The 14,358-nt window shown below is 40.2% G+C and carries 13 protein-coding genes; 6 read left to right on the top strand and 7 right to left on the bottom strand.

From position 1 onward, the window contains the following. Window positions 1–26: 26 nt before the first annotated feature. Complete coding sequence (locus tag A6E06_RS08035) at window positions 27–1,244, bottom strand: EAL and HDOD domain-containing protein (protein WP_065593283.1); 1,218 nt, start codon at window positions 1,242–1,244, stop codon at window positions 27–29. Window positions 1,245–1,489: 245 nt separating this feature from the next. On the opposite strand from A6E06_RS08035, the gene A6E06_RS08030 reads away from it, so the two are divergent. Together A6E06_RS08030 and A6E06_RS08025 are read left to right on the top strand one after the other, a co-directional pair. Beyond that, entirely contained in the window at window positions 1,490–2,455 is a 966-nt protein-coding gene (locus A6E06_RS08030; RefSeq protein WP_065593282.1) for an alpha/beta fold hydrolase, read from the top strand. 137 nt (window positions 2,456–2,592) lie between these two features. Further along, window positions 2,593–3,390, top strand: coding sequence for a Cof-type HAD-IIB family hydrolase (locus A6E06_RS08025; protein ID WP_065593281.1), 798 nt, complete (start codon window positions 2,593–2,595; stop codon window positions 3,388–3,390). A gap of 146 nt (window positions 3,391–3,536) precedes the next feature. On the opposite strand, the gene xerC is transcribed toward A6E06_RS08025, so the two are convergent. From xerC to A6E06_RS19560, 5 genes are all read right to left on the bottom strand, one after another. After that, window positions 3,537–4,448 carry a tyrosine recombinase XerC gene (gene xerC / locus A6E06_RS08020; protein WP_065593280.1) on the bottom strand — a complete coding sequence of 304 codons (912 nt, stop codon included), beginning with the start codon at window positions 4,446–4,448 and terminating at the stop codon, window positions 3,537–3,539. Next, on the bottom strand, window positions 4,441–5,142 hold the full coding sequence (locus A6E06_RS08015) for a DUF484 family protein (protein WP_065593279.1): 702 nt from the start codon (window positions 5,140–5,142) through the stop codon (window positions 4,441–4,443). The genes xerC and A6E06_RS08015 overlap by 8 nt, the downstream gene beginning before the upstream one ends. Further along, entirely contained in the window at window positions 5,139–5,969 is an 831-nt protein-coding gene (gene dapF, locus A6E06_RS08010; RefSeq protein WP_065593278.1) for a diaminopimelate epimerase, read from the bottom strand. The genes A6E06_RS08015 and dapF overlap by 4 nt, the downstream gene beginning before the upstream one ends. 78 nt (window positions 5,970–6,047) lie before the next feature. Further along, a complete protein-coding gene (gene lysA, locus A6E06_RS08005; protein ID WP_065593277.1) occupies window positions 6,048–7,301 on the bottom strand; it encodes a diaminopimelate decarboxylase in 1,254 nt (417 codons plus the stop codon). Window positions 7,302–7,369: 68 nt separating this feature from the next. Further along, the gene (locus A6E06_RS19560; protein ID WP_080889821.1) at window positions 7,370–7,489 is read right to left on the bottom strand and encodes a lipoprotein; all 120 of its coding nucleotides are present in this window, start codon (window positions 7,487–7,489) and stop codon (window positions 7,370–7,372) included. A gap of 81 nt (window positions 7,490–7,570) precedes the next feature. Here A6E06_RS19560 and cyaY point away from each other — a divergent pair, with 81 nt between their 5' ends. After that, complete coding sequence (gene cyaY / locus A6E06_RS08000; RefSeq protein ID WP_065593276.1) at window positions 7,571–7,885, top strand: iron donor protein CyaY; 315 nt, start codon at window positions 7,571–7,573, stop codon at window positions 7,883–7,885. 127 nt (window positions 7,886–8,012) lie between these two features. Continuing rightward, complete coding sequence (locus tag A6E06_RS07995; RefSeq protein ID WP_083190300.1) at window positions 8,013–9,446, top strand: M48 family metalloprotease; 1,434 nt, start codon at window positions 8,013–8,015, stop codon at window positions 9,444–9,446. A gap of 236 nt (window positions 9,447–9,682) precedes the next feature. On the opposite strand, the gene prlC is transcribed toward A6E06_RS07995, so the two are convergent. Further along, window positions 9,683–11,725: an oligopeptidase A gene (gene prlC, locus A6E06_RS07990; RefSeq protein ID WP_065593274.1), complete on the bottom strand. Its 2,043-nt coding sequence runs from the start codon at window positions 11,723–11,725 to the stop codon at window positions 9,683–9,685. A gap of 152 nt (window positions 11,726–11,877) precedes the next feature. On the opposite strand from prlC, the gene A6E06_RS07985 reads away from it, so the two are divergent. Both A6E06_RS07985 and gorA read left to right on the top strand, forming a co-directional pair. After that, a complete protein-coding gene (locus A6E06_RS07985) occupies window positions 11,878–12,717 on the top strand; it encodes a 23S rRNA (adenine(2030)-N(6))-methyltransferase RlmJ (protein ID WP_065593273.1) in 840 nt (279 codons plus the stop codon). A 213-nt stretch (window positions 12,718–12,930) separates the two neighbouring features. Further along, a complete protein-coding gene (gene gorA / locus A6E06_RS07980) occupies window positions 12,931–14,286 on the top strand; it encodes a glutathione-disulfide reductase (RefSeq protein ID WP_065593272.1) in 1,356 nt (451 codons plus the stop codon). Window positions 14,287–14,358 lie beyond the last annotated feature (72 nt).

Genomic DNA, 14,358 nt, shown 5'->3' with positions numbered 1-14,358 from the left:
TTTATATTTTATAAGAAATAATCATTCTATTTCATCAAAATGCCTTGATACCAAGCTTCAGCCTCTTGATATGTTTTTTCTACCGTCTTAGGAGAAAAACCAAGTAAGCGGCTGTTTTTATCAATAAGATCCCAGTCACCAGACTTAATGCTTTCATATAATTCTAACATTGACCCAAGTAAACCCACACGAAGTAGGATCGCTTGTTCAATTTCGTCCGTTAATGACAACTGCTCTAAAACATCATCTAATTTACGATCAAGCAGAGCATCAAGTAGGGAAAATAAACCCACAATAAAAGCTTGTTGTCCTGGAGTTCCATTTTGACAACGGCAAATCATTAATTCACAAAAGCGTCCTTTTATTAAAGACTGCTTATAAAGCTCTTTTGGTTTATTAATTGCGGCATGTGCAGTGGCAACTAAAGTGACAAACAGTTTAATTTGTTCTTCGCCTAAATAAACTAACGCTTGTTTGAATGAAGATATTGGTTTTTCAAGTCGAACAGAGGTTGTGTTTACAAACTTAAGAAGCTGATAAGACAAGGATACGTCTTGGGCAATTAATTGCTCAATCCGAGCGAAATTTACCTCTTCACGGCACACTTCCTGAAATAACTGCATCGTTAATACTTCTTCAGGTTTCACGACTCGATTTTTAATAATTTGTGGCTTACTAAAAAAGTAACCTTGATAAAAATGAAAACCCGCGTCAAATGCTTGCTCAAACTCGTTGTAAGTTTCTACGCGCTCAGCTAAATAATGGCGCTTGCAGCCCTCTTTCTTTTTCTTTTTGACATAATCACACGCAACATCAATGCCTAATTGCATAATGTCTAATTTAACAATGTGTGAATACGGTAAAAATCGGTCCCACTCAGGATCCAAACTAAAATCATCTAAAGCAATAATGTAGCCCATTCGATGAAGATGTTTAATTGCACTAAAAAGTTCATCATTAGGAATACAGGTTTCTAATACTTCGACCACTATCTTTCGCTTAGGGAAAGCCGTTGGAATAAGAGAAAGTAAAGATTCTTGAGGAAAATTTATAAAACTACGAGGAGACTCTAATGCAGGGTTAGTTCCCGCCGACATAAAGTTTTCAACTAATAATCGACACGTGGCCTGATTTGCTTCCATCTCAGGAAACGCATTAGTCTCACCATCACGAAAAAGTAACTCATACCCTATCGTTTGTTTTTTTCGATTAAGTATCGGTTGTCGGGCAACGTATGCATACATAACTGGAAAACGGTATCCTGTGAAAATATATAGGTATGATAAACAATCATATCGGCGAATAACTCCAAATCTTGAGTAATTAAAATCAATGCCGACCTACTAAAAAAGCATAGTAGTCTAATCAAATGAGTAAAAAAATGCGCTTGCTTAAGAACTGTGCAAGAACTTACCAAAATATGATACACATTTCATTATTGTTATTATAATAATATGGAACCCGTATTAATAATCATGCTGTGAGCCTAATGAAAAAAGTCATCTTTACCCAAGAAGCAAACTACCTTGAAGCAATAAAAAACAACATCACCCCTTTTTGGGAAAAACGTCAATACGGATTCTTTCAAGGAGAAAAAGAGACCTCTCTTCATTGGATTAGCTTTACCAGCCCTACAAACACCAAAGCTATTATGGTGGTAAATGGACGTATTGAAAGCGTTCATAAATACCAAGAATTATTTTATGACCTGTTTTGCCAAGGGTATGATATTTATTCTTTTGATCACCGTGGGCAAGGTTTATCCGAGCGATTAACAGCAAATAGTGACATCGGCCATATCGAAGATTTTAATGATTATGTTCTCGATCTAAATAACATAACTCAGCACTTAATTACTCCCGAGCATTATCAAGATTGCTATTTACTCGCCCACTCTATGGGGGGAGCTATTGCAACCCAATATGTTGAAACTCATCCACATCCATATTCAGCACTCGCATTAAGCGCACCAATGCACGGTATTCATATACAACCTTGGTTAAAACCAATAGCGGGTCCAATTAGCCATTATTTGAGCCGCTGGGCTTCACAACCGTCCTATGCATTGGGCCAAGAACCTTATCATGCAAAACCTTTTCTAAATAACACGCTGACTCACAGTGAAGTTCGTTACCAGTGGTTTAGAGAATTATACGACTCAAAACCTGAACTTCAAATTGGTGGCCCAAGTAATCATTGGGTAAACCAAAGCTTAAAAGGCTCAAAGCGATGCATTAAACAAGCAGCATCTTGTGTTATCCCAACCTTGTTATTGCAGGGAGAAAATGATCGTATTGTCGATAATAATGCGCACATCGCCTTTCAAAAAAAAGCAGCCAATTGCCAACTCATCACTATTAAAGAAGCAAAGCATGAACTTCTATTTGAATCCGACGTGTGTCGAAATCAAGCCCTGACCGAGATCTTAGCTTTCTTTTCTCAACATAATAAATAATTAAAAACGTGACGATCCACTAAAGAAAAAAGAGGAAGGTCAATATTATTATCTTTACCCTCTTTTTTCCTTATAAAGTCACGTAAACTGACCTCAGTTGACTTCGAGTCTATTCTTTTCTTTTCCTCTGAGGCTTTATGATTACTATTGTTGCATCTGATCTTGACGGCACACTGCTTACTCCAGAACACAAAATTGCTGATTTCACTAAAAAAACACTTAATAAACTGCACCAACAAGAATTAACCTTTATTTTTGCGACTGGTCGCCACCACATTGATGTGGGCAATATTCGCAATGATGTGGGTATCCCTGCTTACATGATCACCTCTAATGGTGCTCGTGTTCATGATATTGATGACAATCTTATTTATAGCAAGAATGTTCCTGAAGCCTTAATTCCTCAAGTTATCGACCTGTTAAAGCATGATGAAAAGCTGTCTATTCACATGTACTCAGACGACAAATGGTTCTTAAACCAAGAAGATGAGAAGCTAAAAGAATTTCATGATAATGGGTTCACTTACACTTTATTTGATGTGAATAATCCGCCAGTAGAAAACATGGCGAAAATATTCATCACCATGCCTGAACATGAATATTTAGTTCAATATGAAGACCAATTAAAAGCACAGTTTGGTGACCAACTCATGGTGGCATTCTCTACACCTTGGTGTTTAGAAGTGATGGCCTCAGAAGTATCTAAAGGCGCAGCGTTAGAAGCGGTTGCTAAATTATTAGGTAAGACATTAGAAAACTGCATCGCGTTTGGTGATGGCATGAATGATTATGAAATGTTAAGCATGGCAGGTAAAGGGATCGTGATGGGCACATCGCATGAGAAAGTAAAAAAAGCCCTGCCAAATAATGAAGTTATCGGCTCATCTGTCGACGAAGCCGTTGCTCATTACTTAGAAAACTTACTGCTAAAATAAGCTTATTGACTGATTGGCCCATTATAGGCCAAATGGTTAACTACTGTTTAAAAACAAACAGTTAATATAAAAAAGTAGCGAACATAAAAAAGCCAGATGCGTAGTTATACTCATCTGGCTTTTTCTATTTTCATCCGGTCACTTTGTTATTTTTTCTTCGCCCTTGGGTGGGCTTTGTCATACGCTTGAGCAAGATGTTGAAAATCTAAATGGGTGTATATTTGAGTCGTAGAAATATTTTGATGGCCCAGTAACTCTTGTACTGCACGTAAATTACCACTCGATTCAAGCATGTGTGTAGCAAAAGAGTGACGCAATTTATGCGGGCTAATATGACTATTTACCCCTTGCTTCATTCCCCATTCCGCCATTCGTTTTTGCACATTTCGATGCGAAATACGAACGCCCAATTTAGAGACAAATAACCCTTTTTCTTCCGGTTTTGCCAATTGGTTTCGTACTTGTAGCCAATGACCTAACCACTCTTTCGCCTGACCAGAAAACGGAACTTTACGCTCTTTATCCCCTTTACCGATGACGCGCAGTTCGCCTTGACGTAATTGAATATCACGAACGTCAATCCCGACGAGTTCAGCCAAACGTAAACCTGCACCATACATCAACTCCATCATCGCTCGGTCTCGAATTGATAATGGGTCATCTCCATTTACTTCTAGTAATTGCCCCATTTCATCCACATCAATATTTTTCGGTAATGGACGAGATTTACGAGGCGCAGATACCCCTTTAGCAGGATTTGCCGTTAATACGTTACGGAATACAAGAAAATCAAAAAAACTGCGTAATGAAGATAATCGAGTCGATAGACTGCTCGCTTTTAACCCTGAGCGCATCCCTTTACTGGTAATTTGGCGAACCCAGCCCGCATCAACATCTTGCCAAGACTCCACACCAAGTTCGACTAATTGCTCTGCGATGGTAGTGAGTTGGCGCTTATAGCTACGCTGAGTATAAATACTTAAGCCTTTTTCATTACGTAAGAATTCATAAAAAGCATCAAGGTGTTTTGAATATTGAAGTGGAAGTGCATCACTCATGAGAAGTTTTCGACCATTGCATTAATAAATAATGGAACACACTAACCAGCTGTTCTAAAAATAGCGTATCCATATTCGGTTCAAAGTGCCCGCCATCACGACTAGCAAATGCCATGATCCCAACAGGCTTAGATTGCCCTAATGGAAGAATAGCAAATGAACCCAATTGGGTACTTGATTGGTTTAGCCCATCATAGGCCAATAAGTTATCACGCTCAGCTTGACGCAAGCGTCCTAAATAGGCGGAATGCCCATTCAAAAACTTTTTGGTGAAATTATCGAGTGCGATTTTATTAATATTATATTTAGGGTGAGAGTGATCAATAATTTTAATGTGCGCAGTTAAATTAAGAGACAGTGCTTTTTGTTCAATGATTTTTGCCGCTTGAGAAAACCCCTCGCAAGCCAACAGTTGTTTTTGTACATTTGAAAAATCATGAAATAAACGATCATTCTTTGCTGCAAGCGACATGAGCTGAGTAATTTCTTCTTCTAAATCACCAATGCGCTCACGTAATTTACTGACTTGCACTTCAACCAAAGAAACCACGCCTCGTTCAGGCGTGTCTACTTTTATTCGTCCAAGTAATTCTGGATGCTGCTGAAAAAAATCAGGATGGTCCATCAAAAATTGAGCCACAATATCTTCAGTTAGCTGAGTGGATTGCGGCTCGATTGGTGTTACGCCATTCATATAGATAATTGACCATCATAAACATGTGTTGCGGGACCGGTCATAAACAATGGGTAACCTGGGCCTTTCCATGAAATTTGTAAATAACCACCAGGTAAAGATACCTTAACGTCTTCCCCTAATAGTTCTTGCATGATACCGACAGCAACCGCACCACACGCGCCACTTCCACACGCTTGAGTTTCACCAGCGCCGCGTTCATAAACACGTAATTTCACTTCATTTGGTGACACGATTTCCATAAAGCCAGCATTCACACGCTCAGGAAAACGCTCATGACCTTCCACTAACGGGCCGTATTTATCAACGTCATAATTATCAACATCATCCACGACAGTGACACAATGTGGGTTGCCCATACTAACGACACCACAAAACAGTGTTTTATCATCGGCACGTAGTAAATACGTTTTCTCAGCTTGTGTTGCTTTAAATGGAATTTTATTTGGTTCAAATACAGGTTCACCCATGTTCACTGTAATTTGATCGTCATCTTCCACTTTTAAGGTCATTTTGCCTTTTTTAGTACTGACTAGAATACTTATTTTATTGGTTAGACCTTTCATTCTAACGAAACGTGCAAAACAGCGAGCGCCATTACCACATTGCTCTACTTCTGTGCCATCAGAGTTAAAAATACGGTAGTGAAAATCAGTTTCAGGATCATAGGGAGCTTCAACCACCAATAGCTGATCAAAACCAATACCACGATTACGATCCGCTAGGCGACGAATTAAATCTGGTGAAAAGAAAATATTTTGAGTTAAGCAGTCAACCACCATAAAGTCATTGCCAAGCCCGTGCATTTTAGAAAAATGAAAGTGCATAGTTGTTCTTCTTTTTTATATTTTAGGTTGAATACCAAAAGAGCAAGTAACGTTAAGCTGCTTGCTCTTTAATTTAAGTTAGTTTGGTAAGATGGATTCTAGTTCCCATAAAGAACTTAACTCTTCTCGTTTACGAACAAGATGAACTTGGTCCCCATCGACCATTATTTCTGCTGCGCGAGTGCGCGTATTATAGTTTGATGACATAACAAAACCATAGGCTCCAGATGAACGAACTGCAAGCAAGTCATCAGCTTCGAGAACTAGATCACGATCTTTACCTAAGAAGTCACCGGTTTCGCAAATAGGCCCAACTAAATCATAGCTTTGCGCTTCACCTTCACGAGGTGCCACTGGCACGATATCTTGCCACGCTTGATATAATGCAGGACGCATCAAGTCATTCATTGCCGCATCAATAATGGCAAAGTTTTTATGCTCTGTGTGCTTCAAGAATTCAACTTTAGTGACCAAGATACCGGCATTTGCTGCAATTGCACGACCCGGTTCAAAAATCAATTCAAGATCTTCACGACCCACTAAACGACTTAATAACGCCGTTGCGTATTCTGATGGTTGCGGTGGTAATTCATCACGATAAACCACTCCTAAACCACCACCCACATCAAGGTGACGAATATTGACACCTTGTGCTTTTAAGTCATCAATCAAGGCAAGAAGACGATCAGTGGCATCAATGAATGGCGTAATATCCGTTAACTGAGAACCGATATGACAATCAATACCTTGGATATCTAAGTTCGATAGGGTTTGTGCAAATTTGTATACTTCAGGTGCACGATCAAACGCGATACCAAATTTATTATCACGCAAACCCGTTGAAATATATGGGTGTGTTTTTGCATCGACATCAGGATTAATTCGCAATGATATAGGTGCAACAACACCCATTTCAGCAGCCACGGTATTTAAGCGTTCAAGCTCTGGTTCCGACTCAACATTAAAACATTTAATATTAAGTTCTAATGCACGACGCATTTCCACAGCCGTTTTACCAACGCCAGAAAACACCACTTTTGTCGGATCGCCACCAGCGGCTACAACACGCTCAAGTTCACCTTGAGACACAATATCAAAGCCTGAACCTAAACGGGCAAGTGCATTTAACACACCGATATTTGAGTTCGCTTTTACGGCGTAACACACAAGATGAGGTTGTTCACCTACCGAGCTATCAAATGCATTCCAGTGGCGCTCTAATGTCGCGCGAGAATATACATATAATGGCGTGCCATACTGCTCTGCTAATTGTGCAACCGGTAACTCTTCAGCCCAAAGTTGTCCATCATCCTTATAATTGAAATAATCCAATGTCGTCTTCCTTGTCTAGTTCAGTGCTTATTAGTCAGTGATTATTAAATACACTGACTACAAATAAATTATTCTGCTACTTCTGTTTTTGGTGCGTCATCTGCAGGCATGTACAACGAACCCGTTTGACCACAACCTGCCAGTGTTAAGGCACTCAATAGCATTAACGCCATCACTCTTTTTTGCATAAGATTTTACCATTAGTGTTAATATCTGGTTATGCTCTCTATAATCGCACCACAGCCAAGAAAAGCAATAGGATAAATAAGATGAATAACACTGAATTTCACGAGTTAGTCGATGCAAAACTGCAATTAATCGAAGATATGATTGATGAATCTGGTGCCGATATTGAGCCAGTAATCACGGGTAACGTTTTAACACTAGAATTTGAAAACCGCAGCCAAGTCGTGATCAACAAACAAGAACCAATGCACGAGATCTGGTTAGCGTCAAAATCTGGCGGCTTCCACTTCGCTTATACTGATGAGAAATGGACATGCTCTAAAACAGGCATGGAATTTATCGAAATGGTAAAAGAAGAGTGCCAAAAGCACGCAGATGAAGATATTGAGTGGGCTTAACCATTAATGTATTTCAAGCTCCCTTGATTCATTCAAAGGAGCTTATTCGCCTCTTCCCAATACAAAATATCAATATCTTGCTACGTTAAAAAAATCGTTTCTAATTATTCTCAACAAAGGAGTGCTGATGAATAAGACACACGCCCTACTTAAAATAAGTGCTTCTGCACTACTCGCGTTCTCTCTTTCTGGTTGTTCAGTAAGCCCAAATTACGACAAATCGGTCGGTGAAAAAAACTCACTGGTTATTGAGCAACAAATGGGGTTATACAACAATGAATCACTCGATCAATACGTAAAACAAGTCGGGGCTCGTTTAGTTTCTAATCTTGACTCTCCTCAATTTGATTTTAAATTTGAAGTCGTTGATGATCCTGTACCCAATGCATTCGCACTGCCAGGAGGATATATTTATATCTCTCGTGGCTTATTAAATCTGATGAACAGCGAAGATGAACTCGCTTGCGTATTAGCCCATGAAATTATTCATGTAACGGAAAGGCATTCAATACAGCAAATGAAACGCAGCATTCTGCCTGGGATAACCCAATTGCCCGGCAACATTGTCGGAAGTGTCATCAATGAAGATTTAGGCAATTTAATTAATACTCCCTTCGCTTTTAGTAGTAGCCTTTTAATGGCGAATTACAGCCGTTCTCACGAAACAGAATCTGATGATCTCGGTGTCGCATTAGCCGCAAAGGCGGGTTATGACCCAATGGCAATGGGCGTAATTTTAACGCGTCTAAATCACGCGGTAGAGTTTGAAACACAAAAAGAAACAGAAAAAAGCTACTTTGATAGCCACCCTTACACTCCTGAACGCGTAAGCCATGTTGATCACTCTGCTAGTATATTAACTGCCGCTTCATTGCCGCCTATTCACTCTAACTTTCTTAATTATCTCAATGGGTTAGTTGTTGGTAACAATCCAGAAAACGGTACATTTACTGATTCTCTTTTCTTGCAGCCTACGATGGGCTTCACCATTAATTTCCCTAAAGATTGGCAAACGGTTAACCAACCTCAAGTCGTTGCTGCCATTAATGACACGCAAGATGGATTCGTTGCTCTCTCTGTTTCTGAGCCAGAATATACCGCAGAACAAACCGCGCATCGATTCAGTCAATATTTAGAACAAAAATACAATTACGCAGCTCAAGTCAACACCATCGATTTACCGTGGGGAGCAAGCATGTATAACGTGCAATTGGTTGATGATAGTGCGGATAAAAAGGCATTTATCAATCAATATTGGTTAGATTTTAATGACATGACTTATCAGGTTTTAACGTTAAGTACTGATAACAATAAAGATGAAATAACGTCATCTGCGACATCACTGCAACCGATAACCAACCAGCAAATTGCGACTATCACTCAGCAAGAAATAAGGGTTGTAACCGCTCGTAATGGTGAGAACTTAAATACATTAACCAAACGTAATGACTCCCAGTTATCGGCTGAAGGGGTTGCGGTATGGAATGGTTTAAAAGGAAATGCGCCATTACAACAAGATCAAAAAGTAAAAATCGTCGTCACTCAACCTTATAAAAAATAATACCAATCACAGTAAGTCAGTGACCAGAAATAGCGAAGGAAAAATGCTTGAAAACAAGGCGGAGTTTTCTGATAAGTAGTTATTCTACAATCAAAAATTCCAACGCAGTTATCGAGCATTTTAACAAGCTAGGATGAACAATTATTTACTACGATTGGTATAAATATATCGATATAAAAAAAGGGCCTCAATATCATATTGAGACCCTTTTATTTTTCGTTGTTATAACGGCTTAATTACGCACCAATACCCGCATGACGTAACATGGCATCCACTTGTGGCTCACGACCACGGAAGCGTTTGAATAACTCCATTGGCTCTTCACTGCCACCCATTTCAAGAATATTATTCAAGAAACTTTGGCCTGTTTCTGTATTAAAAATGCCTTCTTCTTCAAAACGCGAGAACGCATCTGCTGATAATACTTCTGCCCATAGGTAGCTGTAATAACCCGCACCATAACCGCCTGCAAAAATATGACTAAAGCTATGAGAAAAACGGTTCCACTCAACACTTGGTAATACCGCTACTTTCGCTTTTACTTCAGCTAGCGTTTCTAATACTTTTGCACCTAGATCAGGATCGTAGTTTGTGTGCAATGTGAAATCGAACATTCCGAATTCTAACTGACGCAAAATAAACATCGCTGATTGGAAGTTTTTTGCCGCCAGCATTTTATCTAGCATCTCTTTTGGTAGCGGCTCACCCGTTTCATAGTGACCAGAAATAAACGCCAACGCTTCTTCTTCATAACACCAGTTTTCTAAAAACTGACTTGGCAATTCAACCGCATCCCAAGGCACGCCATTGATACCAGACACTGACGCCACATCAATTTGCGTTAGCATGTGGTGAATACCGTGACCAAATTCGTGGAATAAAGTAACCACTTCATCATGAGTAAATAGTGCTGGCTTACCACCAACAGGCTTACTGAAGTTACACGTTAGGTACGCCACTGGCGTTTGCAGTTCGCCATTTTCAGTTAAACGACGAACACGACATTCATCCATCCATGCGCCACCACGTTTGTGTTCACGCGCGTATAAATCTAAATAGAAGCTGCCACGTAAGGTGTTGGTTGAATCGAAGATATCAAAGAAACGCACTGATTCATGCCATACATCAACGCCTTCACGCTCTACCACTGTCATACCAAACACACGATTTAATACTTCAAATAGGCCAGAGACGGCTTTTGATTCAGGGAAATAAGGACGTAATTCTTCATCTGAAATCTGATATAGCTTTTGCTTTAATTTTTCAGAGTAATAAGTCACATCCCATAGATCCAACTCATCAATATCAAACTCTTCTTTTACAAACGCTTTTAGCTCTGCAACTTCGCGCTCACCTTGAGGTTTAGCCTTCGCTGCTAAGTCATTTAAAAAACCAAGGACTTGCGTTGGGCTCTCGGCCATTTTTGTTGCTAACGATTTTTCACTGTACGAAGAGAAACCCAATAGGCGCGAGACTTCATGACGAAGATTAAGCTCTTCTGAAATAAGATCGGTGTTATCCCACTTACCGGCATTTGGACCACGATCCGATGCACGAGTCACAAACGCTTCGTAAATTTCACGACGCAGTGGTTTATTATCAGCATAAGTCATTACTGGAATGTACGATGGCATTTCTAGTGTCAGTAACCAACCGTCCAACTCTTTTGCTTCGGCTGCGGCTTTTGCGGCGGCCATTGCTGATTCAGGTAACCCTGATAATTCCGCTTCATCGGTAATGTGTTTTGACCAACCCATGGTTGCATCAAGTACATTGTTGCTGAAATTTGAGCTTAATTCTGACGTACGCTTACTGATATCACCGTAGCGTTTTTGTTGATCCGCCGGTAAGCCAATGCCTGATAATTCAAAATCACGCAGCTCATCAACGATTGTTTTTTGTTGAGCTTGAGACAGCGTTGCAAACGCGTCACTCTGTTTAATTGATTTATACGCCTCGTACAGTCCTTTATTTTGACCAACCCATGTTCCGTACTCAGATAACGCAGGTAAACACGCTTCATACGCTTCACGCAATGCTTCACTGTTTTGCACTGAGTTCAAATGGCTCACTGGTGACCAAATGCGACTTAGGCGGTCATCGGTTTCTGCTAGAGGGATAATAATGCTCTCCCAACTTGGCGCAGCATCAGAGGCTAATACTTCTTCCACTTTAGCGCGACAATCTGCAATGGCTTGTTCTACCGCAGGCTGAATGTGTTCAGGCTTAATTTGAGAAAACAGCGGTAAATCAGTAAAGGTAAGTAACGGATTAGACATATTCATTCCTTTTCTATTTTTCATTTTTAGGATCGGCTTATCCCTTAAAGATGGTGCTTAATGGATAAAATTTCAATGGCTGATGCAAGAGTACACACATTGAGCTATAAACTTGGGTATAATCATAAGATTCCAATAGTGAGAGTTCATCCATGCTAAGTTATCGTCACAGTTTTCATGCAGGCAACCATGCCGATGTAGTTAAACACATTGTTCAAAGCCTTATCCTTAATTCATTAACTCAAAAAGATAAGCCATTTGTTTATCACGACACCCATTCAGGGGTTGGCCGTTACGATTTAACGCATGAATGGTCTGAAAAAACAGGTGAATACAAACAAGGTATCGAACGTATTTGGGATAAAACAGACATTCCAGAAGAAATTACCAGCTACCTTGATGCCGTAAAAGCATTAAACGAAGACGGTGAATTACGCTATTACCCAGGTTCTCCATGTGTTGGTCGCGCGCATATCCGTTGCTATGACCGCATGGTATTAACCGAGCTTCACCCATCAGATTACCCATTACTTGAACAAGAATTTGATCGTGATCGCCAAGTGTCTATTTATAAAGAAGACGGCTTTGCACGATTAAAAGCAAGTCTTCCACCAAGAGAGCGCAGAGGATTAGTCTTAATCGACCCACCTTATGAGCTTGCAAAAGAATACTACGACGTAGTTAACGCCATTGGCCAAAGCCACAAGCGTTGGGCTACAGGTATTTATGCGATTTGGTATCCTGTGGTTAATCGTTGTGACATCGACGATATGATCAAAGGCCTTAAAAAATTAGATATCCGTAACATTCTGCAAATTGAGTTAGGTGTTTCTGCGGATACTAACGAGCGTGGCATGACCGCATCTGGCATGATCGTCATTAATCCACCGTGGAAATTAGAAAGCCAAATGAACACGATTTTGCCTTTCTTAAAAGAAGCAATTGCCCCTGCAACTGGTCACTTTAAAGTAGAGTGGATTGTTCCAGAATAAAAAAATAAGGGTTCAGGCCGGTCGCAAGCTCCCTTAAAGGATTCAGGAAAAAAGATAGCATTTGCTCAGTTTTATCTCTTTCCTGAAACCTGCAAGCGAAGCGATCTGAATTCTCATCGCTTTTGAAACCTCGTAGGCCTTGAAAAAGAAAAATTTGGTCGCATTTCATACATAGTATGTAATAAGAATTAAAAAATTATTGGAGAGAAAGTAATGGCTACGCATTTTGATTATATCTGTATCGGTGGTGGTTCTGGCGGTATCGCATCAGCAAACCGTGCGGCTATGCACGGCGCAAAAGTTGCTCTTATTGAAGCGCAAGAGCTTGGCGGCACGTGTGTAAACGTGGGCTGTGTTCCTAAAAAAGTAATGTGGCACGGTGCGCAAGTTGCTGAAGCAATTAACTTATACGCTGAAGATTACGGCTTTGATGTTGAACTGAAAAAATTCAACTGGAGCAAAATGGTTGAAAACCGCCAAGCGTATATTGGTCGTATTCACGAATCTTACGATCGCGTTCTTGGTAACAATAAAATAAACGTAATTAAAGGCTTCGCTAAGTTTGTTGATGCAAACACTGTTGAAGTAAATGGCGAACATTACACAGCCGATCATATTCTTATTGCTGTTGGTGGTCGTCCAACCATCCCTAATATCCCAGGTGCAGAATACGGTATTGATTCAAATGGTTTCTTTGAGATCACTGAACAACCAAAACGCGTTGCGATTATTGGTGCTGGTTACATTGCGGTAGAGATTGCTGGCGTTCTTCACTCTCTAGGCACAGAAACTCATTTATTCGTTCGTAAAGAATCTCCACTACGTAGCTTTGACCCAATGATCATCGATACGTTAGTTGAAGTAATGAACACAGAAGGCCCAACCCTTCATACTCATTCTGTACCAAAAGAAGTAGTAAAAGAAGCCGATGGCAGCCTAACGCTTCACCTAGAAAACGGTGAAAGCCAAAACGTTGATACCCTAATTTGGGCGATTGGTCGTCACCCAGCGACTGATGCTATCAACCTAGAAAAAACAGGCGTTGCTACTAACGATCGCGGTTACATCAAAGTTGATGAATACCAATCAACTAACGTAAAAGGCATCTACTGTGTTGGCGACATCATGGAAGGTGGCATCGAGCTAACACCTATCGCAGTTAAAGCGGGTCGTTTATTGTCTGAGCGTCTATTCAACGGTCAAACAAACGCAAAAATGGACTACACATTAGTTCCTACGGTTGTGTTTAGTCACCCACCGATTGGTACGATTGGTCTTACTGAACAAGAAGCTGATGAGCAATACGGCAAAGACAACGTAAAAGTGTACACATCAGGCTTCACGGCTATGTACACCGCCGTTACTAAGCATCGTCAACCTTGTAAAATGAAACTGGTTTGTGCGGGCGAAGATGAAAAAGTGGTTGGCCTACACGGTATCGGTTTCACCGTTGATGAAATGATCCAAGGTTTTGCAGTAGCAATGAAGATGGGCGCAACTAAGGCTGATTTCGATGCCGTTGTGGCTATCCACCCAACAGGTTCTGAAGAATTTGTAACGATGAGATAGTCTATTTTTAGACTGTTTTAACGATAAAAACGCCGCCAATAGTTAATATTGGCGGCGTTTTTGTTCTCTAAT

The sequence above is a fragment of the Aliivibrio sp. 1S175 genome, assembly GCF_001690985.1.
Taxonomy (GTDB): Bacteria; Pseudomonadota; Gammaproteobacteria; order Enterobacterales; family Vibrionaceae; genus Aliivibrio.
The sequence above is the reverse complement of the archived record's forward strand: the minus strand, read 5'-3'. Positions and strand labels throughout refer to the sequence as shown.

Bases quoted from the DNA above. Each gene is read 5' to 3' on its own strand.
- A6E06_RS08035 (WP_065593283.1), bottom strand. From the start codon at position 1,244: ATGTATGCATACGTTGCCCGACAACCGATACTTAATCGAAAAAAACAA.
- A6E06_RS08030 (WP_065593282.1), top strand. From the start codon at position 1,490: ATGAAAAAAGTCATCTTTACCCAAGAAGCAAACTACCTTGAAGCAATA.
- A6E06_RS08025 (WP_065593281.1), top strand. From the start codon at position 2,593: ATGATTACTATTGTTGCATCTGATCTTGACGGCACACTGCTTACTCCA.
- xerC (WP_065593280.1), bottom strand. From the start codon at position 4,448: ATGAGTGATGCACTTCCACTTCAATATTCAAAACACCTTGATGCTTTT.
- A6E06_RS08015 (WP_065593279.1), bottom strand. From the start codon at position 5,142: ATGAATGGCGTAACACCAATCGAGCCGCAATCCACTCAGCTAACTGAA.
- dapF (WP_065593278.1), bottom strand. From the start codon at position 5,969: ATGCACTTTCATTTTTCTAAAATGCACGGGCTTGGCAATGACTTTATG.
- A6E06_RS19560 (WP_080889821.1), bottom strand. From the start codon at position 7,489: ATGCAAAAAAGAGTGATGGCGTTAATGCTATTGAGTGCCTTAACACTG.
- cyaY (WP_065593276.1), top strand. From the start codon at position 7,571: ATGAATAACACTGAATTTCACGAGTTAGTCGATGCAAAACTGCAATTA.
- A6E06_RS07995 (WP_083190300.1), top strand. From the start codon at position 8,013: ATGAATAAGACACACGCCCTACTTAAAATAAGTGCTTCTGCACTACTC.
- prlC (WP_065593274.1), bottom strand. From the start codon at position 11,725: ATGTCTAATCCGTTACTTACCTTTACTGATTTACCGCTGTTTTCTCAA.
- A6E06_RS07985 (WP_065593273.1), top strand. From the start codon at position 11,878: ATGCTAAGTTATCGTCACAGTTTTCATGCAGGCAACCATGCCGATGTA.
- gorA (WP_065593272.1), top strand. From the start codon at position 12,931: ATGGCTACGCATTTTGATTATATCTGTATCGGTGGTGGTTCTGGCGGT.